The sequence below is a fragment of the Actinomycetota bacterium genome (assembly GCA_014360645.1).
Lineage (GTDB): Bacteria > Actinomycetota > Geothermincolia > Geothermincolales > RBG-13-55-18 > Solincola_B.
Genome location: JACIXD010000001.1, coordinates 64,174 through 83,457, shown reverse-complemented (window position 1 = coordinate 83,457; position 19,284 = coordinate 64,174). Strand labels below are relative to the sequence as shown.

Below are 19,284 nucleotides of genomic sequence, written 5' to 3'. Positions count from 1 at the left end.
AAGGGCTTTGACCGGAACCCGGGAGGGGATCCCGGGGGCTCCTTGGAACGTTATGGCAAGGCGCCGTCCCGGTATCCGCAGCCCCGCGGGGCAAGCATGGACGAAAAGGCCTATAATCTCCCTGGGCAGATGATCCCTTTGTAGGGATGAGTGCGCGACAGGAGGTATGCACATGAGGCCGCTGGAACCGCCGCGGGAGATAGTGGAGATGGCCGAGACCGGCGAGGTGGGCGTGAAGACGGTGCCCGCCACCGAGGTCGCCTACCTGGTACACAAGGGCCCCCATTCCGGGGTGCAGGACTCGCAGCTCAAGCTGATGCGCTGGATATCCGAGAACGGCTACGAGCTTATGGGGCCCGGCATCGCCGTCTTCCACAACGACCTCATCATGGTCAGAGACGAGGCGGACCTCATCACCGAGCTGCAGTTCCCGGTGCGCAAGAAGTCGTGACCGGGCCCCCTCCGGGAGGCGGTCGCGGGGTGTATACTGGTTCCGTGCGTAAAGCGCACGTGTAGCTGGTTTCATCTCGATAACGGAGGTGGCATCATGGGCTGGGCTATCGCGGTCGCCGTCATCGTCCCCGTCCTTCTTCTCGTACTGCCTTCTTTCCGGCGCATCGGGCCCACCCAGGTGGGGCTGGTCACCAAACGCTTCTCCTTCAAGAAGCTCTCCGAGGACAACCCCATCGCCTTCCGCGGCGAGGCGGGCTACCAGGCCGAGCTGCTCATGCCCGGCCTGCGTTTCAAGTTCTGGATCGTCTTCCGCGTGGAGAAATACCCCTGGGTGCAGGTGCCGGCGGGGGAGATCGGGGTGGTCATCGCCCAGGTGGGAGCGCCGCTGCCCATCGGCGCCAAGTCCGCCGTCTACCGCAGGGAGTTCGGCAACTTCACCGACCTCGAGGGCTTCATCGCCAACGGCGGGCAGAAGGGCGTGCAGCGCCCGGTGCTGCCGCCGGGCACCATGGTCCCCATCCATCCCGTGGCCTTCCTGGTCATCACCAAGGACAAGGTCTACGGCCTTCCCGTCTCCCCCGAGCTGAAGAAGCTGGCCGACCGCGACGGCATCCTCACCCCCCAGTCCTTCGGCCTGCACCCCAACCACCTCGACCTGGTGCGCATCTCCCCCCAGCCCAGCCCCGGCGGCGAGCACCTCATCGACATGGTAGGCATCGTCACCACCTACGAGGGGGACCCCCTGCCCTCGGGGGCCATCGCCAGCCGGCTGGGGGCCTTCGAGGACATCGCGGAGATGGAGCGGCAGGGAGCCAGCGACCTGGAGCTCATCGAGGCCTTGCTGGGGAGCAAGAACAACCTGCACAACAACTACCAGGATTTCCAGGCCTTCCTGGACAACGGGGGCAAGATCGGTTTGCAGCACGACCCCCTGCTCTACGGCGCCTACGCCCTCAACCCCTTCCTGGTGGGGGTGGAGCTGGTGCCCATGCTGGTGGTCGAACAGGGACAGGTGGCGGTGATCAAGGCCTACGTGGGGCTGTCCACCGTGGATACCTCCGGGGTGGAGTTCAAGTTCGGCTCGCTGGTGCGGCCGGGACACCGCGGCATCTGGCAGGAGCCCCTGCGTACCGGCAAATACCCCATCAATCCCCGGGTCTACCAGGCGGAGATCGTCCCCACCGCCATCCTCACCCTCAACTGGGCCGAGGCCACCTCCGAGGCGCACCTCCTGGACCGCCAGCTCAAACAGATCGTGGCCAAGTCCCGCGAGGGCTTCATCTTCGCCATCGACCTGCAGGTGCAGATCCACGTCCCCGACACCCGCGCCCCCAAGGTCATCTCCATGGTGGGCACCATGCAGAACCTGGTCAACGAGGTGCTGCAGGCGGCGGTGGGCAACCACTTCCGCGACAAGCTGCAGTCCATGCAGGCGGTGCAGTTCATCGAGACCCGCCAGAAGGTGCAGGAGGAGGCCTACGACCACATCCGCGCCAAGCTCGACGACTACCAGGTGGAGACCAAGGGGGTGTACATCCAGGACGTGGTCTTCCCCCCCGACCTGGTGCGGGTGCTCACGGAGCGGGAGATCGCCCGCCAGGAGATCGAGACCTTCCAGCGCCAGAAGGACGCCCAGGTCCAGCGCATCGAGACCGAGCAGGCCAAGGGCACCGCGGACATGCAGGCGGAACTGGCCAAGTCCAAGGTGGGGGTGGACATCAAGATCAACGACGCCAACGCCCGCAAGGCGGAGGCGGACGGCGAGGCTTTCTATATCCGCGAGACGGGAGCCGCCAGGGGCGCGGAGGTGGAGGCGGTGGGCATGGCCCGCGCCAAGGCCTACAAGGCCCAGGTGGAGGCGCTGGGGCAGGGGCCCACCGCCCTGGTCAATTCCGTGGACGCCCTCTCCCGCAGCGGGGTCTCCTTCGTACCCCAGATCCTGGTGGCGGGGGGCGGCAACGGCGGGGTGCTGGAGGCCCTAGCCGCGCAGCTCATGGGGGCGATCTCGCGCCAGGGGGGAGCGGGAGCCTCCGCGGCCCCGGAAACGGGCGCCGAAGCGATCCCCGGTACGGGAGGGGAAACGGGCGGCTGAGGAGAGCCCGCGAGCAAGCTTCCGGCCGCGTTTACACGCCCCCGGCTCCGGCAAAAGAGCGGCCCGCCCGCTCCTCAATGCTTGGAGATGGGGAGGCGCCAGTCGCGGCCGAAGGCGCGGGGCGATATCTTTATCCCCACCGGGGCCTGGCGCCGCTTGTACTCGTTGGCGTCCACGCGACGCACCACCTCCTCCGCCAGCGCCCGGTCGTGACCCTTGGCGGCCATCTCCTCCAGCGTGAGCCCGTTCTCGATGTAGTCCTCGAGGATGGGGTCGAGGAGCTCGTAGGGGGGCAGGGAATCGGTGTCCCGCTGGCCCTCGCGCAGCTCGGCGGAGGGCTCCCTCTCCATCACCGCGCTGGGGATGATCTCGCGTCCCTCCCTGGCGTTGATATGGCGGCTGAGACGGTAGACCCATCCCTTGAGCAGGTCCTTGATCACCGCGTAGCCCCCGGCCATGTCCCCGTAGAGGGTGCAGTAGCCCATGGAGAGCTCGCTCTTGTTCCCGGTGGCCAGAGCCAGCCAGCCCCGGCTGTTGGATATGGCCATGACGATGTTGCCGCGGATGCGCGCCTGCAGGTTCTCCAGGGCCACCCCCTGGGCGGGACCCTCGAGGGACCCTCCGGCGTGATCGAGGTATCCCCGCAGGATGACGTCGATGCCGTAGGTCTCCAGGGATATCCCCAGCGCGCGCGCCACGTCTTTCACCCCCTCGCGCGAGACCTCGGAGGTGAACCGCGAGGGCATGAACACGGCGTGCACCCGCTCCGGGCCCAAGGCCATGGCCGCCAGAGCGGCGGTGAGGGCGGAGTCTATCCCCCCCGAGAGACCCAGGAGGACGTCGGTGAAGCGGTTCTTGCGCACGTAGTCGCGCAGGCCGAGGAGGAGCGCCTGCAGCACCTCCTCCTCGGGGAGGAGGAACTCGCTCTCTTTCGCGGGAGGGAGAGGGCGCCCCACGCCCGACGGACCCCATTGTCCGCCCAGCTTCAAGACCCGCACCGGCCTGCGAAGAGCGCCCTGCCTTACGTACCTGTGGATGGGCTTGGTCATCCTCTGGGCCCAGAGACCGGAGAGGTCCAGATCGAAGAGGAGGGTGTGTTCGCGGAAGCGGGGCGCGGCGGCCAGCCTTCCCTCCAGGGGATGGACGATCATGGACCCCCCGTCGAAGACCAGCTCGTCCTGGCCCCCCACGCAGTTTACGTAGGCGACCACGGCCCCGGCGTCGGTGGCACGCGACTCCACCAGTTTCTCCCTCATGCGCTGTTTCCCGCGGTGGTAGGGCGAGGCGGAGAGGTTGACCACCACCTCCGCTCCCCCCAGGGCGACCTCGGACTCCAGGGGGCCGCCGGGATACCAGATGTCCTCGCAGATGGTCACTCCCAACCGCACGCCGGCGAGCTCCACCACCAGTCCCTCCTCCCCGGTGGCGAAATAGCGGTTCTCGTCGAAGACGCCGTAGTTGGGGAGGAAGTTCTTGCGATAGACCGCCGTCACCTCGCCGCGGTGGATGAGCGCCGCGGCGTTGAAGACGTCCTCCGCCAGCTCGGGGACTCCCGCCAGGACGGGCGTCTCTCCCACCTCACCTGCCAGCCGAGCCAGGGCCTCGCCGCACGCGAGGAGGAAATCTCGCTTCTGCAGAAGGTCCTCGGGGGGATAGCCGCTCAAGGCGAGCTCCGGGAAGCACGCCAGGTCCGCTCCCCACTCCTCCGCCTCGCGCAGCGCGGAGAGGATACGGGCGCGGTTGCCGTCCAGGTCACCGACGGTGGTGTCTATCTGCGCCAGGGCGATCCTCATCTCGCCTCCCGGGGATGAGTCCCATGGGGTCAGGCCTTCAGGCCCGTATGCACATCCATATTATGGCAGGCATTTCCGGATCCAGGACCTGACCTCTTCTTTCCACCTTCCCCTCAGAGCACGGGGAGATAGCTGCTCAGCTCCCATTCCGTGACTTGGGCGCGGTAGCGCTCCCACTCGATCTTCTTGTTCTCGATCAGCGAATCGAAGACGGAATCGCCCAGGGCCTTGCGCAGCAGCTCGCTCTTCTCCGCAAGCTGGATGGCCTCCCAGAGGTCCTCGGGAAGCTGCCCGATGCCCAGCTCCTCCCGCTCCTGCGCGCTCATCTCGTAGACGTTGCGCTCCACGGGGTCGGAGAGCTCGTACTCCTTCTCGATGCCCTCCAAGCCCGCCGCCAGCATGCACGCGAAGGCCAGGTAGGGATTGCAAGCCGGGTCCGGGGAGCGGAACTCGATGCGCGTGGCCTTCTCCTTGCCCGGCTTATACTCCGGCACGCGGATGAGGTCGGAGCGGTTGCGCACCGCCCAGGTGAGGTAGACGGGGGCCTCGTAGCCGGGGACCAGGCGCTTGTAGGAATTCACCCACTGGTTGCACACCAGGGTTATCTCCGGGGCATGGCGCAGGAGCCCGGCGATGAAATGCTTGGCGGTCTTGGAGAGATGGTGCCCGTCGTCCGGGTCGTAGAAAGCGTTGCGGTCCCCTTGGAACAGGGACATGTGGGTGTGCATGCCGCTGCCGTTCTCCCCGAAGAGGGGTTTGGGCATGAAGGTGGCGTAGACCCCGTTGAGGAGGGCGATCTCCTTCACCACCAGCCGGAAGGTCATGGCGTTGTCGGCCATGGTGAGGGCGTCGGCGTAACGCATGTCGATCTCGTGCTGGCTGGGCCCCACCTCGTGGTGGCTGTACTCGATCCCGATGCCCAGCTCCTCCAGGGCGATGACGGTGTCGCGGCGCAGGTCGCTGGCCACGTCCAAGGGAGTGAGGTCGAAGTACCCGCCGCGGTCCAGTATCTCCGTGGATTCGGCGTTCTTGAAGTAGAAGTACTCGAGCTCCGGTCCCACGTAATAGGTGTAGCCCATCTCCGCCGCCCGGGCGAGGTTCCTCTTGAGGATGTAGCGGGGGTCCTTCTCGTACGGCTCCCCTCCCGGCTTGAGGACGTCGCAGAACATCCTGCCCACGGCGTTGTGTTCCCGCGGGCGCCAGGGCAGGATGGCGAAGGTCGAGGGGTCGGGCATGGCGATCATGTCGCTCTCGTCGATGCGCGCGTAGCCCTCGATGGAGGAGCCGTCGAAGCCCATGCCGTCCTCCAGGGCCTCCTCCAGCTCTCCCATGGTGATGGCGAAGCTCTTGAGAAACCCCAGGATATCGGTGAACCAGAGACGTATGAAGCGCACGTCGTTTTCCCTCGCTGTCTTGAGCACGTATTCCTTGTCCTTATCCATCTTCTCCTCCTTTTTCGTCTCGGGACCCTTCGCGGCCCCTCTTCACCTGCCCTGCCTCTACTCTCTATCCTGTCTCCTCGAACTCCTGTCTCCTATTCTCCCCGCCCCTTGTTTCCTTGTCTTTTCAACCAGGTTAAATCCCCGTTAACGAGACCCTCCGGGGAGGGGAGGGGCTCCCGCACTCCCGCGCCCCGCGCCCGTGCGCCCGAATCGGCAAGCCCCGTGATAAACGCTTCCAGCTCCGGGAGACGTCCTATATGGCGTTGAAGCCGGACTCCCCGGTGCGGATGCGCACGGCATCCTCCACCTCGTAGACGAAGATCTTGCCGTCGCCGATGGAGCCGGTACGCGCCGACCGTGTCACCGCCGCCAACACCTTTCTCAGGTCCTCGTCCAGGACCACCACCTCCAGCTTTATCTTGGGCAGGAACTCCACGCGGTACTCCGCGCCCCTCCACATGTGGGTGATGCCCTTCTGTTTGCCGTGGCCCTTGACCTCGGTGATGGTCACCCCGGGGTATCCCAGGCCGCGCAGCTCCTCCATCACCGGCTCCAGCCTTTCCGGGCGTATGAGCGCCTCCACCTTTTTCATCCTAGATCACCCCCTTGTCCGTGATCGCGTGCTGGAAGTCGGGATAGGCCTCCAGGTTGTGCTCGGTGATATCCAGGCCGGCCTTCTGGCCCTCCTCGTCCACCCTGACGCCGATGGTCTTCTTGAGCGCGAAAAAGAGCAGCGCGGCGGTGACGGCCACCCAGGCGGCCACGGAGACGATGCCCACGAGCTGCTTGCCCAGCTGAGCCGCGCCGCCGCCGTAGAAAAGGCCGTTCACTGCGGCCACCCCGTTGGCCTCTCCGTAGGAGGCCTGGGCGAAGAGGCCCACCGCTACCGTCCCCCAGATGCCGTTGACGGCGTGCACCGATATGGCGCCTACCGGGTCGTCCACCCTCAACCCGCGGTCGACGAGCTCGACGGCGAACACCACCAGTATTCCCGCCACCAGCCCGATGATCACCGAGCTGGCCATGCTCACGTAGGCGCAGCCGGCGGTGATGGCCACCAGCCCCGCCAGGGCGCCGTTGAAGGACATGCTGACGTCGGGCTTGCCGTAGCGGATCCAGGTCAGGAACATGGCCGCCGCGGCCCCCGCGGAGGCCGCCAGGGTGGTGGTCATGGCGATGGTGGCTATGGCCGGGGAGGCCGCGAGGGTGCTGCCCGGGTTGAAGCCGTACCAGCCCATCCAGAGGATGAAGGTCCCCAGCGCCGCCATGGGGATGTTGTGCCCCGGGATGGCGTTGGGGGTCCCGTCGGGGTTATACTTCCCCGCCCTGGGGCCGACGATCCAAGCCCCCACCAGGGCACAGATCCCGCCCACGGTGTGTACCACCGTGGAGCCGGCGAAATCCAGCATGCCCAGCCGATAGAGCCACCCTCCCTCGGCCCATATCCAGTGGCCCACCACGGGGTAGATGAAACCGGTGATGAACACGGTGGCGATGCAGTAGGCGGAGAACTTCACGCGCTCCGCCACCGCCCCGGCCAGGATGGTCGCCGCCGCGCCTGCGAAGGCGATCTGGAAGAGCAGGAAGGCGTAGAGGGGAAGCCCGTTCCACTCCGGGTTGGCCAGGTTGGCGAAGAAACCCCCCGACCCGATGAAGCCACCGCGGTCGAGGCCGAACATGAGGGCGAAGCCTATAGCCCAGTAGACCAGCGCCCCCAGACAGAAGTCCATGACCCCCTTGAGCATGGCGTTGGAGACGTTCTTCGCCCTGGTGAGGCCGCCCTCCAGGAAGAAGAAGCCGGCCTGCATGAAGAAGACCAGTGCCGCGGCCACCAGTACCCAGACCGTGTCCAGGGAAGTCTCGATGCTCTGCGGCGTCTTGGCCTCACCGCCCTCGTCCGCGAAGGCCGGCGCCGCAGCGGCTGCGAGGAGGACCGCCAGCATCAGCAACACCAATACCGTACGCCTCAAGCGCCTCACCCCCCTCCGTCGCGCCGTCCCCGCCACCGGAATCGTCCTTGCTCTCCACAACCCGACTCACCTTCCTTTCACGCTCACATCGCACTTTCATGCCTCAAGTCTAAGAAGGCGCCGTTTCCACGCTGTTGCCTCGGGGTTAAAAGTCCTTTAAAGGCCTGTTTCCGGTGTGTTAACGGCAGTCGCGGCGTGCACGGACCGCTTTCGCCGGCAGGGGTGCGCGCCTCCTTTTATGCGTCCCGAGACGCCGACCTCTCCACCGCCTGCGTCCAGGAGAGCAGCCTGCCGGCGGCGTAATAAACACGCCGCTTCATAGTTGCGGCAGAAATGGAATAATATTCTATCTGCCCCTTGGACGTGGATCGCGGCACACGGCAGAGTATGCCCGGCCAGCGTTCATGCGTCGGCAGGAAACTACGTCGCCGGCGCGGCAGCGGAGCACCGGAGATGGGGCGATCCGTGCGAGGAGATGCACGGCGGGTTGGAGCACGAGGGCCGCATCTTGCTCCTAGTGGATGCCCGGCCGCGGCGCGGAAGCGCATCAGGGGGAGGGAGGATGATGCTCGAAGATGTAGCCCACGCCGCGCACGGTGCGGATGTAGGTGTGCCCCTCGCGCTCTATCTTGGCGCGGATGCGCCGCACGTGCACGTCCACGGTGCGCGAGCCGCCGAAGTAATCGTAGCCCCAGACCTGCTCCAGCAGCATCTCCCGCGTGAACACCTTGCCCGGGCGCGAGGCGAGGAAGCGCAGGAGCTCGAACTCCTTGAAGGTCAACTCCACCGGGACACCGTCCACCCTCACCTCGTAGCGGTCGGCGTCTATCTCCAGACCGGCCCGCGCGACCTCAGCTCCCCGCTCCTCAGCCGCCTGGCGGCGCAGGCGCGCCCGCATCTCCACCCCCGTGGAGCCCTCGGAGATGAAGTCGTCCAGCGGAGCGCGACGTTCGAGGGCGCGTATCTGCTCGAAGCTGAGCACCGCTACCAGCCGCGCCTCCTCCCCCGCGCAGCGGCGCGCCTCCTCCAGGCGGGTCCGCCAGTCGCCGCGTTCGGGCGCGAGGTCCAGCAGCACCACGTCGCCTTTCGCGGGACGCAGGAGCGCGGGAGATTCGAGCCTGCTCAGCTCGAAGTCCCTTTCCAGCACGTCCCGAAAAAAGACCTCCCGGGAATCCTCGCAGACCAGAAAGACCATCATCGCCCTCTTCAAGTAAAAAAGCCGGCGCGTGCCGGCCGGGCCGCACGCCCTTCCAGGCGCGCAATCAATAAGCGTAAAGGCCCCCGAAGGGGCGGTGAGACCTGGCGTAGAGCTTGATAAAACCGGAGTCCAGGATCTCCTCCACGTTGCCCCCGAAATAGCCCGTGTATTCCTCCACGTGGGGACGGATGAGCTCCAGGTCGGAAGCCGTGGCGGGCTCCGCCGCCGCCTCCTTGCCCAGCTGGTGTTCCTCCACCTCGCCGCGCAGGAAGATGAGGCCGCCGTGCATTCCGGTGCCGATGTGCCGCGCGGAGAGCCTCTTACCTTTTTTGCCCAGACCCAACACCACCACCAGTCCGCCGGCCATGTACTCCCCCAGGAAGTCCTGGGTCTCGCCACCGATCACCAGCACGGGCACGTGCTTGCGGTATTCCTTCATATGGATGGCGGCGCGGTAGCCCACGCCGTCGCGGATGAAGATCTTGCCGCCCCGCATGCCCATGGCCACGATGTCCCCGGCACGGCCGTGCACCACGATGATGCCGTTGTTCATGGTGTTGCCCACCCCGTCCTGGGCGTTGCGGTCAACGGTGATACGCGGCCCGTCCATGAAGGCTCCGAGGTCGTTCCCCGGCACGCCGTGGATGATGATGCGCACCGGCCTGCGGATCCCCGAGCCGATATAGCGCTGGCCGTAGACGTTCTCCAGCTCTATCTCCTCCAGTCCTTCGGCGGCCGCCCCCTTCACCATGTTGTTGAGCTCGCGGTAATGGAGCGTGCCGGCGTTGATCTTCACCTTGCCGTTCTGGCGCGTGAAGACGCCCGGCAGTCCGGCATGGTGGTCGACCTCGATCTTCATGTACTCATCACCCTCTTCGTCCGCGGCACCTTTTACAATCTGATGATTTTCTTCTCCACCCGGTTTTCTTTCCCTTTTCCTCTATTCTATACCTCTGTCAAACCCTCTCCGTTCCGCTCGCGTCCCTACGCCTCCAGGCCGGGGTCAGATCCCGGCATGCTTTATGCCCAGGATATCCAGTTCCTCCTGCGTCAGGCCGACTCCCCGGAGGCGCAGGCGGTTCCCGCGCAGGCTCTCGATGGCGTTGATGCCCATGCCTCCCAGCATCTCCATGATCTCGTGGGACCAGCCGGTGAGCAGGTTGACCAGGCGCCGGGCGCCCACCTCGGGATTGAGGCGCTTGGATAGGTAGGGGTCCTGGGTGGCGATGCCCCAGTTGCACTTGCCTGTATAGCATTTCTGGCACACGTGGCAGCCCATGGCCACCAGGGCGGCGGTGCCGATGTAGACCGCGTCCGCCCCCAGGGCGATGGCCTTGATGACGTCGGACGAGCTGCGGATGCCGCCCGCCACCACCACGCTGGCGCGGTTGCGGATGCCCTCCTCGCGCAGGCGGGTGTCCACCGCGGCCAGGGCCAGCTCTATGGGGATGCCCACGTTGTCGCGGATCATGGTGGGCGCCGCTCCCGTGCCCCCCCGGATGCCGTCCAGGGCCACGATATCCGCTCCCGCCCGCACGATGCCCGAGGCGATGGCGGCGGAGTTGTGCACGGCGGCGATCTTCACCGACACCGGCTTCTCCCAGTGGGTGGCCTCCTTCAGTGCATAGATGAGCTGGGCCAGGTCCTCGATGGAATAGATGTCGTGGTGAGGCGCGGGCGAGATGGCGTCTGTGCCCTTGGGGATCATGCGCGTGCGCGATATCTCCGCGCTCACCTTCTCCCCCGGGAGATGTCCCCCGATGCCGGGCTTGGCTCCCTGCCCTATCTTTATCTCCAGAGCCGCTGCCACCTCGAGGTAATCGGCATGCACCCCGAAGCGCCCCGAGGCCACCTGGCAGATGGTGTGGTCCCCGTATTTGTAGAGATTGCGGTGCAACCCTCCCTCGCCGGTGTTGTAGTAGGTGCCCATCTCAGCCGCCGCGCGCGCCAGCGACTCGCAGGCGTTGTAGCTGATGGCCCCGTAGGAGATGGCCGAGAACATGATGGGGGTCTCCAGGCGCAACTGCGGGGTGAGTCTCGTCTCCAGGGAGGGCTTCCCTCCCTTCTTCCCCACCTTGACCACGTCGGGCTTAGCCCCCAGGTAGGTGCGCAGCTCCATGGGCTCGCGCAGGGGATCGATGGAGGGGTTGGTGACCTGGCTGGCGTCGAGCACGATGCGGTCCCAGTAGATGGGATAGCCCTTGTCGCAGCCCATGCCGGTGAGCAGGACGCCTCCCGTCTCCGCCTGCTTGTAGATGTTGTGCAGCACGTCCCTGGTCCAGTTGGCGTTGGGGGGTATCTGGGTGGGGTTGTGCCGCACCACCAGGGCGTTGGTGGGGCAGAGGGTGGCGCAGCGCAGGCAGCCCACGCACCTGCTCTCGTCGGCGAAGACCGCGTCCTCCTCCTCGTCGTACCAGTGCACGTCGAAGGCACACTGCCGCGCGCAGACCTCGCAACGGATGCAGCGGTAATCGTCCCTCTCCACCAGGTATTGCGGTAAGATATAGCTCTTCAACGCCATCCTCCCCGGGCGGTCCTCAGGCCGGTTCCGCCCCGCTGATACTCAAGACCTTGCCCTCCTCCTTCTCCTCCGCAGCGGCGGGCTTGATCAGCTCCGCCACCACCGGCTCCCCGCCGTGCGGTATCCAGGTGTCTCGCAGGGTGTCGTCCACCAGGTGCATGGGGGCCTCCTCGGAGGAGATGTACATGAAGTCGCCGTTGCGCCCCGCCACCAGCGGCCGCAGGCGGATGCGGTCGGTAAGCCCGATCATCTGCTCGCGGTTGGAGATGATGATGCTGAAGGGCCCGTTGAGCAGGAGCGACCCGTATGACTGGCGCAGCGCCGTGTGCACCTCCCTTTCCCGCGGCGGCATGCGGTCTATCTCCGACCACAGGGGCGCCGCAAGCACCCTCGACATGTCCTCTATGGACAGACCGTGCCGGCGTACCAGCAGGTCCACGGCGTAGGCGATGACCTCCGTATCGGTGAAGAGGGTGCACTTGTAACCGTACATCTCCAGGTGGCGCATGTTGATGCCGTAGGAGGATATCTCCCCGTTGTGCACCACCGACCAGTCCAGGATGTTGAAGGGGTGCGCGCCCCCCCACCACGCCTGGGTGTTGGTGGGGAACCTCCCGTGGGCCACCCAGATGTAGCCCTCGTACTCGTCGAGGCGGAAGAAACGCCCCACGTCCTCGGGGAAGCCCACTCCCTTGAAGACGCCCATGTCCTTGCCGCTGGAGAAGACGAAGGCGCCGTCGATGCGCACGTTGATGTGCATTACCGCCTGGACCACGAAGTCGTCCACGTCCTCCAGCTCGCAGGCCACGGCCTCCCGCGGCTGCAGGAAATAGCGCCACAGCAGCGGGGGGTCGGAAACGCCCTCGCAGCTCCTGGTGGGGATGACCTCCGCCCCCTCCACGGAGAAGGACTCCTTGAGGTACCCCTCGGTCTCCTCCCGCGCTGCCTGGTCGTCGTACATGAGCTGGAAACAGTAGAGGTCGGCGTACTGGGGATAGATGCCATAGGCCGCGAAGCCGCCGCCCAGGCCGTTGCTGCGCTCCTTCATGTTGGCGATGGCCGTGAGCATGGGCTCCCCGTTGAACTTCTCGCCCCGCAGGTTCATCATCCCGAATATCGAGCAGCCCGCGAAGTCCTTGTCGTCCTTTATCCGTGCGCCCCTGAGCACTCCTCATACCCCCTTGTCCCTCGCGGCCTCGGCCTTCATGATCCCGGCCGCCGTTTCCGTTATGCGTTCCTGCCGTACCGAGCGCGGCAGGTGTATATGCCCGAAGGCCTCCTCCAGAAGGAAGTTCTTGACCCGGCGCACGTTGGCCCGCTCCTGGATGAGGCTGGTCAGGATGCCCGCGCGCTCTATCCTCCCCGCCACCAGCATGCCCACCAGCACCTCTCCCCGCAGGACCACCTTGCGGTAGTCCCCCGCGTCGGATCGGCGCGATATGACCTCGTAGCCGTCGTCGGGAGGGTTGACGATGCCCGCGGAGAGCACGGGCAGGCCGAAGAACTCCACCGCATTCATGGAGTTGCACCCCGGGTAGGGTACCTCCTTGCCCGCCATGTTCAGGCCCGCGTACTTCCCCTGCAGGGCGGCCACCGGCCACAGGGCGTTGATGGAAGGCCTTCCCAGCACCACGTCCATCGCGTTGACAGCATCGCCCGCGGCGTACACCCCTTCCAGGGAGGTGCGCTGGTGTCCGTCCACCTCGATGCCGCGGGAGCAGTCCAGTCCCGCTCCCTCGGCGAGCTCCACGCGCGGCCTCACCCCCACGGCCATCACCAGGAGGTCGAAGTCCATCTCCCCGCCGTCCTCGAGGACGGCCCTGCCCTTTCCGTTGCCCCGGGACTCGAGCTCCGCCACCCCCTGCCCGGTGACGATGTCGATGCCCGCCTCCCGGCACCTCTCCCAGACCATGCGCGAGGCCTCGGCGTCGAGGGCCTGCGGGAGCACCCGCTCCATCTTCTCCACCACCGTCACCGCGGCCCCGCGGGCTCGCGCGGCCTCCGCCGCCTTCATGCCGATGAGCCCCGCGCCCACGATGAGCACGCGGGCGGGCCTGGCCGTCCTCGCCAGCATGCGCCTGGCGTCGTCCCAGGAGACGAAGGTCAGGTAGTCGATCTCCTCCAGCCCGGGGACGGGAGGGATGAAGGGCTTGAAGCCGGTGGCCAGGAGCAGTCGGCGCCATTTGACCTTCTCTTTCCCGTCCGTGGTCAGGGTCTTTCGGGCGGCGTGCACCTCCTCCACCCTGGTGCCCTTGCGGAACTCCACACCCATGGAGCGGTAAAATCCGGAAGGGCGGTAATACATCCCCCTGCTCTCTATCTGCCCCGCCACCAGGTAGGAGATAAGGGGGCGCGAATAGCAGCGGTACTTCTCCTCGCCGAAGAGTATGATGGACCCCTCCCGGTCCACCCCGCGTATGGCCTCGCAGGCGTTGATAGCCGCGGCCGAATTGCCGACGATGGCGTAATCGTAGGTCGCCGCCATGTTCATTCCTCCACCATGAGCAGGGCCTCGTTGGGGCAGTTGGCCACGCAGGCCGGGACCTCGAGGTCCGGACAGAGGTCGCACTTCCCCACCGCCTTGTGTTCCGCCTCGTCCCGGCGCACCGCGCCGAAGGGGCAAACCAGGATGCAGGTCCAGCACCCCACGCAGCGCTCCGGGTCGTTGACCACCGCCCCCGTCCGGGGGTCTTTCTGCATGGCCCCCGAGAGGCATGCGGTGACGCAGGGAGCCTCATCGCAGTGCCGGCACTGCAGGGCGAAGGAGACGTGGCCCTCCTCCTCCACCTCAACCCGCTTCACCGGCCTCCTCTCGCTCTTGAAAGCCTTGATGATGTTCTTGCTCCTGGAGTGCTGCACGATGCAGTGGATCTCGCACAGGCGGCACCCGATGCAGTACTCCTCGCGCGGCACGATCCTGATCAAGGGGTTCTCCTTATCCTCTCTCAAATCAACCGGACGGGGATTATTCTAGCTCATGAGGGCGACTTGACATATAGATATCTGTTCCGGATACGATAACTGTCCCGGATAGCCGTTGCCCCGCGAGCCTGGCGCATCTCTCCTTCAACATCATCTTCGTAGGTAAACGGTAACCTATTGCCTATTTAATACGAATAATGCTATATTGTCAACGAGATAATAGGAGAATTATTGCCGTATGGGTGTGGAAAACGTTTCCCTGGAAAGAAAGACCCTGGCCATCCTGGAGGTCCTGCAGGAGGCGCGGGAGCCGCTGGGGGCCAGGGCCATCTCCCGCGAGCTGGCCCTGCGGGGGGTGGATCTCAACGAGAGGACGGTGCGCTACCACCTCCTGCACCTCGACGGGCGGGGCTTCACCAGTCTGGTGGGGAGGAGCGGGCGCGTGCTCACCGAACGCGGGCGCCAGGAGCTGGAGAGCGCGCTGGCCGTGGACCGCGTCGGCTTCGTCAACACGCGCATCGACGACCTGGCCTGCCGGGCGGATTTCGACCTGAACTCGCTGCGCGGCAGGCTGGTGGTCAACCTCTCCTTCTTCCCCCTGTCGCAGGAGAAAAAGGCGGTGGAGGCCATGCGCCCGGCCTTCAAGGCCGGCTTCTGCCTCTCGGACCTCGTCCTGCGCGCCGGCCCCGGCGAGCACGTGGACGGGGTGGAGGTCCCGGCGGGAATGGCGGCCTGGGGGACGGTGTGCAGCGTAACCCTCAACGCCGTTTTCCTGCGCCACGGCATCCCGGTGGAATCGAGCTTCGGCGGCCTGCTGGAGCTGGCGGGGGGGAAGCCCCGGCGCTTCACCGAGATCATCAGTTACGCGGGATCGACCCTCGATCCCATCGAGATCTTCATCAAGGGCAGGATGACCAGCGTGCACGCGGCGGCAAGGTCGGGCACGGGCCGCATCTGCGCCTCCTTCCGCCTCATCCCCGCCTCCGCGCTGGGCGCGTCCCTCGATGTGCTGGAAGCGATGAAGTCCGCCCGCCTGGGGGAGATGGTGCTGCTGGGCCGTCCCGGACAGCCCCTCATGGAGGTGCCCGCGGGGAGGGACCGCGTGGGCATGGTGGTCGCGGGCGGGCTCAACCCGCCCGCCGCCGCGGAGGAGATGGGCGTGGACACCACCTCCCGCGCCATGGCCGCCCTGGTCGACTACGCCTCCCTCACCCGATTCAGGTAAGCCCCCGGTGCCCGGCGGCCGGCGGGATCCTCCCGGCTGAGCGGAGACGTTAGCCCGAAGCCGCCTCCGCCCTGGGCCCGGGCGCCCGGCGGCGGGACCGGGCGGTCCCCCGTCACCGGGCGAGACGCGCGACCGCCGCTCAAGGGTACGGCCACGCAGGAGGTGACCGGGGTTATGCGGCGTCCCGTTCTCGCCACCACGCGGGCATCTCATCCAATCGAGCGCGACAAAGGTCGTACGTATCCCCGGACTGCGGACGTCGTCCCCGGGGCCTCCCGGACGGCGGGAGGTCAACGGGCGCCCGCGTGGTAGATATAGATGATGAGGTCCCGGGAGCATGGAGGACCGGAGAAAGGCGGCATGTTGGAGGAAGGGTATAGGGGCGAGAGCTTCGCGCTCGTCGTCGATGACGTGGTGAAGGACTACCCGCGCCCGTCGCGCGGCGCGCGTTCCTTCTTTCTCCCCTCCTGGAGGCAGGGGAAGATCCGGGCCCTGGACGGGGTGAGCTTCGGGGTGCGACCGGGCTCCGTCTTCGGCCTATTGGGGACCAACGGGGCCGGCAAGACCACCTTGATCAAGATCGTCTACGGGCTCCTCTACCCCACCTCCGGTTCGGCGCGTGTCCTGGGGATGGACCCCCTCCGGCAGGGCCGCGTCGCGCGCTCGCGCATGGGCATGGTCCTGAGCGAGGAGCGCAGCTTCTACTGGCGCCTCTCCGGCCGCCGCAACCTGGAGTTCTTCGCCGCCCTGCACGGCATGGACCCGTCGTCCGCCGCTCGCCGCATCGATGAGCTGGCGGGGATCCTGGACATGCGCGAATACCTGGACGTCCCTTTCTCCGACTACTCCGCGGGCATGCGCCAGAAGGCCGCCGTGGCCAGGGCCCTGCTGCACGACCCCCAGGTGCTGCTCATGGACGAGCCCACCCGCTCCCTGTCGCCCGACGCCGCCTACCCCCTGCAGGACTTTATCCGCGGGGAGCTGGTGGCCGCGCGGGACAAGACGGTCCTCCTGGCCACCCAGGACATGGGGGAGGCGGAGCGGCTCTGCGACGAGGCGGCCATCCTGCACCGCGGGCGCCTGCTCTTCCTCGGCTCCCTTGAGGGACTCCTGCGGCGCGGGGAGGCCCTGCTGGGCAGGGGCGCCGGACTTGGAGACATCTTCGTGGAGCTGGTGCGGAGGGAGGGGGCCATGCCCGGAGGCGGCGCGGGCGAGGAGGAGCGGTCGGGAAAGGAGGCGGGGGGATGAGGAAAGCCCTCGCCTTCCTCAAGCGCGACTTCCTCATAGAGACCAGCTACCGCTTCAATTTCCTCCTCTCTCTGGCGGGGATGGTCTTCTCGGTGACCATCTTCTACTTCGCGGGGAGGATCGTGGACCCCTCCTACGTGAGCGGAACCGCCGACGATTACTTCTCCTTCGCGCTGGTGGGGATGGCCATGGCTATGTACCTGCGGGCCGGGCTGGGTTCCTTCGCCGAGAGCGTGCGCGAGGAACAGATGATGGGGACCCTGGAGGCGATGATGGCCACCCCCACCTCGCTCACCACCATCGTTCTCTCCTCCGCGCTGTGGCGTTTCCTGCTCACCTCGATCAGCGTGCTCGCGTACCTCCTCCTGGGGGCGGCCTTCGGCGTGTCCTACGCCGGGGCCAACCTGCCCGCCGCCCTCCTCCTCCTGGCGCTGACCGTCGCCTCCTACGCCGCGCTGGGGATCATATCCGCCGCCTTCATCATCGTCTTCAAGCGCGGCGACCCCATCAACTGGGCGGTGAGCAGCCTCTCCATCCTGCTGGGCGGGGTGTTCTTCCCCTACTCCGTGCTGCCGGGCTGGATGCAGTTCTTCTCCCGCCTCCTGCCTATGACCTGGTCGCTGGACGGCATCCGTTCCGCTCTGCTCAAGGGCGCGGGGCTGGCCTCGCTGTGGCGCGAGACCCTTGCTCTGGCGGCCATCGCCGCCGCGCTGATCCCCTTGAGCCTGGCGCTCTTCGGCCTCGCGGTGCGCCACGCCCGCCGCACCGGCTCCCTGGTAAAATACTGAGTGATCGGCGACAATTAGGATTCCCGACCCCGTTGCCACGATTTGAAATGTTGCCAAGCAACTGAACACCTGGCATAAGCCGGGCCGACGTAGCACATGCGATCTATCGGTTTATTCTCCAGGTGTGGTATGACGATGCTGGTTCTTGTGCTGGCTCAACGTAGTACTTGCGATCTATCGGCCTTATCCCCGGCAAAATACTGTAGAGGGGTTACGGGCGGAAGCAGGGCGAAACCGGCCGGGTGGAGTCAGCCGGCGGGGCGGTGAGCCAGCGGCATGACGCGTCAGGTGCTCCGGCGCCGGTCCTCCGCGGTGGATGGTTTAACCCGCAAGTAAAGCGGGCATGAATAGGGTAAGGCTGGCGGCACGAGAACGGGAAAGTCGGAAGGAGGCGCGTGATGGAGGGCAGCTTCTTCGAGGGGATCACCCGGCGGACGGTGGAGATAACCGGCGGCACCTGCGATGTACCCATACTCTACCGCGACCTACTCGCGGTGGCGGGCGTGTTCGCCGCCCCCACCCTCAAGCTCAAGGAGCTCCTGCCCACCTCCAAGCTGGTGCCCGCGGAGATGTATCCCGGCAAAGGCCTGTTGGGGTTCATGGCGGCGGATTACCGCGACACCACCATCGGCCCCTACAGGGAGTTCATCATCATGGTGCCGGTGCGCTACCGCCCCCGCTTCAACCCCCCTCTCTTCCCGGTGCTGCGCATGGCCGCGTCGCTCTCCTTCGAGGTGTTCATCTGGCAGTTGCCGCTGACCTCGGAGGTGGGGCTGCGCGCGGGCATCGACATCTGGGGGTTCCCCAAGTTCCTGGCCGACATAGACTTCCGGGAAGACGGCGGCAGGGTGTCCTGCACCCTCTCCGAGGGCGGCAAAGAGATACTGACCCTGGAGGTGAGGAAGAACGCCGCCCGCATGAAGACCTACTTCGACTACACCATCTTCTCGGTCAAGGACCGTGAGCTCCTGCGCACGCCCGCGAGCGGCATCTCCGGCGGACTGGGCCGCAGCTTCCGCCCCGGCGGCGCGCGTCTGGTACTGGGCGAGCACGAGCTTTCGCGCCGCATCCGCGAGATCGCGCCCGGGCGCAGCGTCATGACCCTGTACGTCCCGAAGGGAAAGCTCATCCTCCCCGAGGCCGAGGAGCGCCTGGCTCTCTGACCTCAAGCAAGCCTGTGGCCACGGCGGCGGTCACCCTCTGAGGGCGCGAGGAACTCGCTCTCCATCTGCCGGAAGACAATGGCAGCGATCCCCGCAACCCGACACGACCCGTCGTGTCGCTCTAAGGGACAGCGCATGCCGCCGGTCCTTCCTTCAACGCCGCCCTCCGGACGGCGGTCGGCGATAGAGTTCCATGCCCTCTTCCAGGGCGGAGGCCACGAAGCTGTTGCCCTCCGCCAGCATGTCCTCCAGCTCTCCGCGAGTATAGGGAAAGCCATCCACCCCCACCCGGAATCGCGACGGCATGCAAATGGGTATGCGGTCGAGGAAAGAGAGCTCCGAACGGTCCAGCACCAGGAGGAGGCCTACATCGCTTGACGGCACCGCGTCTCCCCTCGCGAAGGAGCCGAAGACCGCGACCCTTTCCGGCTGGGATGCCTGGCCGTCAGGTCGCCGAGGTATTCTTTCA

17 protein-coding genes are annotated in these 19,284 nt (G+C 66.4%); 6 read left to right on the top strand and 11 right to left on the bottom strand.

Annotated features, from left to right (window positions below; translation table 11 throughout):
• The first annotated feature begins 172 nt into the window (after window positions 1-172).
• Window positions 173-451, top strand: a complete 279-nt coding sequence (locus tag H5T74_00380; protein MBC7228836.1) for a GyrI-like domain-containing protein — start codon at window positions 173-175, stop codon at window positions 449-451.
• A gap of 96 nt (window positions 452-547) precedes the next feature.
• Window positions 548-2,545, top strand: a complete 1,998-nt coding sequence (locus H5T74_00375) for an SPFH domain-containing protein (protein MBC7228835.1) — start codon at window positions 548-550, stop codon at window positions 2,543-2,545.
• Between the two features lie 74 nt (window positions 2,546-2,619).
• Here the strand turns inward: H5T74_00375 and H5T74_00370 are convergent, their stop codons facing one another.
• The 10 genes from H5T74_00370 to H5T74_00325 form a co-directional block, all read right to left on the bottom strand.
• Window positions 2,620-4,338: an NAD+ synthase gene (locus tag H5T74_00370; GenBank protein MBC7228834.1), complete on the bottom strand. Its 1,719-nt coding sequence runs from the start codon at window positions 4,336-4,338 to the stop codon at window positions 2,620-2,622.
• A 113-nt stretch (window positions 4,339-4,451) separates the two neighbouring features.
• Window positions 4,452-5,780: a type I glutamate--ammonia ligase gene (gene glnA, locus H5T74_00365; GenBank protein MBC7228833.1), complete on the bottom strand. Its 1,329-nt coding sequence runs from the start codon at window positions 5,778-5,780 to the stop codon at window positions 4,452-4,454.
• Window positions 5,781-6,033: 253 nt separating this feature from the next.
• Window positions 6,034-6,372: a P-II family nitrogen regulator gene (locus H5T74_00360; protein ID MBC7228832.1), complete on the bottom strand. Its 339-nt coding sequence runs from the start codon at window positions 6,370-6,372 to the stop codon at window positions 6,034-6,036.
• Between the two features lies 1 nt (window position 6,373).
• The gene (locus H5T74_00355) at window positions 6,374-7,723 is read right to left on the bottom strand and encodes an ammonium transporter (protein ID MBC7228831.1); all 1,350 of its coding nucleotides are present in this window, start codon (window positions 7,721-7,723) and stop codon (window positions 6,374-6,376) included.
• Between the two features lie 574 nt (window positions 7,724-8,297).
• Window positions 8,298-8,945, bottom strand: coding sequence for a response regulator transcription factor (locus H5T74_00350; protein ID MBC7228830.1), 648 nt, complete (start codon window positions 8,943-8,945; stop codon window positions 8,298-8,300).
• Between the two features lie 67 nt (window positions 8,946-9,012).
• The gene (locus H5T74_00345; protein ID MBC7228829.1) at window positions 9,013-9,807 is read right to left on the bottom strand and encodes a hypothetical protein; all 795 of its coding nucleotides are present in this window, start codon (window positions 9,805-9,807) and stop codon (window positions 9,013-9,015) included.
• Window positions 9,808-9,951: 144 nt separating this feature from the next.
• Window positions 9,952-11,469: an alpha-hydroxy-acid oxidizing protein gene (locus tag H5T74_00340; protein ID MBC7228828.1), complete on the bottom strand. Its 1,518-nt coding sequence runs from the start codon at window positions 11,467-11,469 to the stop codon at window positions 9,952-9,954.
• Window positions 11,470-11,485: 16 nt separating this feature from the next.
• Complete coding sequence (locus H5T74_00335; GenBank protein ID MBC7228827.1) at window positions 11,486-12,577, bottom strand: glutamine amidotransferase family protein; 1,092 nt, start codon at window positions 12,575-12,577, stop codon at window positions 11,486-11,488.
• Window positions 12,578-12,640: 63 nt separating this feature from the next.
• Complete coding sequence (locus H5T74_00330) at window positions 12,641-13,954, bottom strand: NAD(P)/FAD-dependent oxidoreductase (protein MBC7228826.1); 1,314 nt, start codon at window positions 13,952-13,954, stop codon at window positions 12,641-12,643.
• A 2-nt stretch (window positions 13,955-13,956) separates the two neighbouring features.
• On the bottom strand, window positions 13,957-14,394 hold the full coding sequence (locus H5T74_00325; GenBank protein ID MBC7228825.1) for a 4Fe-4S dicluster domain-containing protein: 438 nt from the start codon (window positions 14,392-14,394) through the stop codon (window positions 13,957-13,959).
• Window positions 14,395-14,629: 235 nt separating this feature from the next.
• On the opposite strand from H5T74_00325, the gene H5T74_00320 reads away from it, so the two are divergent.
• From H5T74_00320 to H5T74_00305, 4 genes are all read left to right on the top strand, one after another.
• Window positions 14,630-15,616, top strand: a complete 987-nt coding sequence (locus tag H5T74_00320; GenBank protein ID MBC7228824.1) for a DUF128 domain-containing protein — start codon at window positions 14,630-14,632, stop codon at window positions 15,614-15,616.
• A gap of 360 nt (window positions 15,617-15,976) precedes the next feature.
• Window positions 15,977-16,864, top strand: a complete 888-nt coding sequence (locus H5T74_00315) for an ABC transporter ATP-binding protein (GenBank protein ID MBC7228823.1) — start codon at window positions 15,977-15,979, stop codon at window positions 16,862-16,864.
• Window positions 16,861-17,652, top strand: a complete 792-nt coding sequence (locus tag H5T74_00310) for an ABC transporter permease (protein MBC7228822.1) — start codon at window positions 16,861-16,863, stop codon at window positions 17,650-17,652. Before H5T74_00315 ends, H5T74_00310 begins: the two co-directional genes overlap by 4 nt.
• A 398-nt stretch (window positions 17,653-18,050) precedes the next feature.
• On the top strand, window positions 18,051-18,815 hold the full coding sequence (locus H5T74_00305) for an acetoacetate decarboxylase family protein (GenBank protein MBC7228821.1): 765 nt from the start codon (window positions 18,051-18,053) through the stop codon (window positions 18,813-18,815).
• A gap of 153 nt (window positions 18,816-18,968) precedes the next feature.
• Here the strand turns inward: H5T74_00305 and H5T74_00300 are convergent, their stop codons facing one another.
• Entirely contained in the window at window positions 18,969-19,277 is a 309-nt protein-coding gene (locus H5T74_00300) for a nucleotidyltransferase domain-containing protein (GenBank protein ID MBC7228820.1), read from the bottom strand.
• Window positions 19,278-19,284: the final 7 nt, after the last annotated feature.

Coding starts and splice junctions, on each gene's coding strand:
- H5T74_00345 (MBC7228829.1), bottom strand. CDS start 9,807: ATGAAGATCGAGGTCGACCACCATGCCGGACTGCCGGGCGTCTTCACG.
- H5T74_00380 (MBC7228836.1), top strand. CDS start 173: ATGAGGCCGCTGGAACCGCCGCGGGAGATAGTGGAGATGGCCGAGACC.
- H5T74_00310 (MBC7228822.1), top strand. CDS start 16,861: ATGAGGAAAGCCCTCGCCTTCCTCAAGCGCGACTTCCTCATAGAGACC.
- H5T74_00360 (MBC7228832.1), bottom strand. CDS start 6,372: ATGAAAAAGGTGGAGGCGCTCATACGCCCGGAAAGGCTGGAGCCGGTG.
- H5T74_00335 (MBC7228827.1), bottom strand. CDS start 12,577: ATGATGAACCTGCGGGGCGAGAAGTTCAACGGGGAGCCCATGCTCACG.
- H5T74_00350 (MBC7228830.1), bottom strand. CDS start 8,945: ATGGTCTTTCTGGTCTGCGAGGATTCCCGGGAGGTCTTTTTTCGGGAC.
- H5T74_00370 (MBC7228834.1), bottom strand. CDS start 4,338: ATGAGGATCGCCCTGGCGCAGATAGACACCACCGTCGGTGACCTGGAC.
- H5T74_00305 (MBC7228821.1), top strand. CDS start 18,051: ATGGAGGGCAGCTTCTTCGAGGGGATCACCCGGCGGACGGTGGAGATA.
- H5T74_00320 (MBC7228824.1), top strand. CDS start 14,630: ATGGGTGTGGAAAACGTTTCCCTGGAAAGAAAGACCCTGGCCATCCTG.
- H5T74_00340 (MBC7228828.1), bottom strand. CDS start 11,469: ATGGCGTTGAAGAGCTATATCTTACCGCAATACCTGGTGGAGAGGGAC.
- H5T74_00330 (MBC7228826.1), bottom strand. CDS start 13,954: ATGGCGGCGACCTACGATTACGCCATCGTCGGCAATTCGGCCGCGGCT.
- H5T74_00315 (MBC7228823.1), top strand. CDS start 15,977: ATGTTGGAGGAAGGGTATAGGGGCGAGAGCTTCGCGCTCGTCGTCGAT.
- glnA (MBC7228833.1), bottom strand. CDS start 5,780: ATGGATAAGGACAAGGAATACGTGCTCAAGACAGCGAGGGAAAACGAC.
- H5T74_00375 (MBC7228835.1), top strand. CDS start 548: ATGGGCTGGGCTATCGCGGTCGCCGTCATCGTCCCCGTCCTTCTTCTC.
- H5T74_00355 (MBC7228831.1), bottom strand. CDS start 7,723: ATGCTGGCGGTCCTCCTCGCAGCCGCTGCGGCGCCGGCCTTCGCGGAC.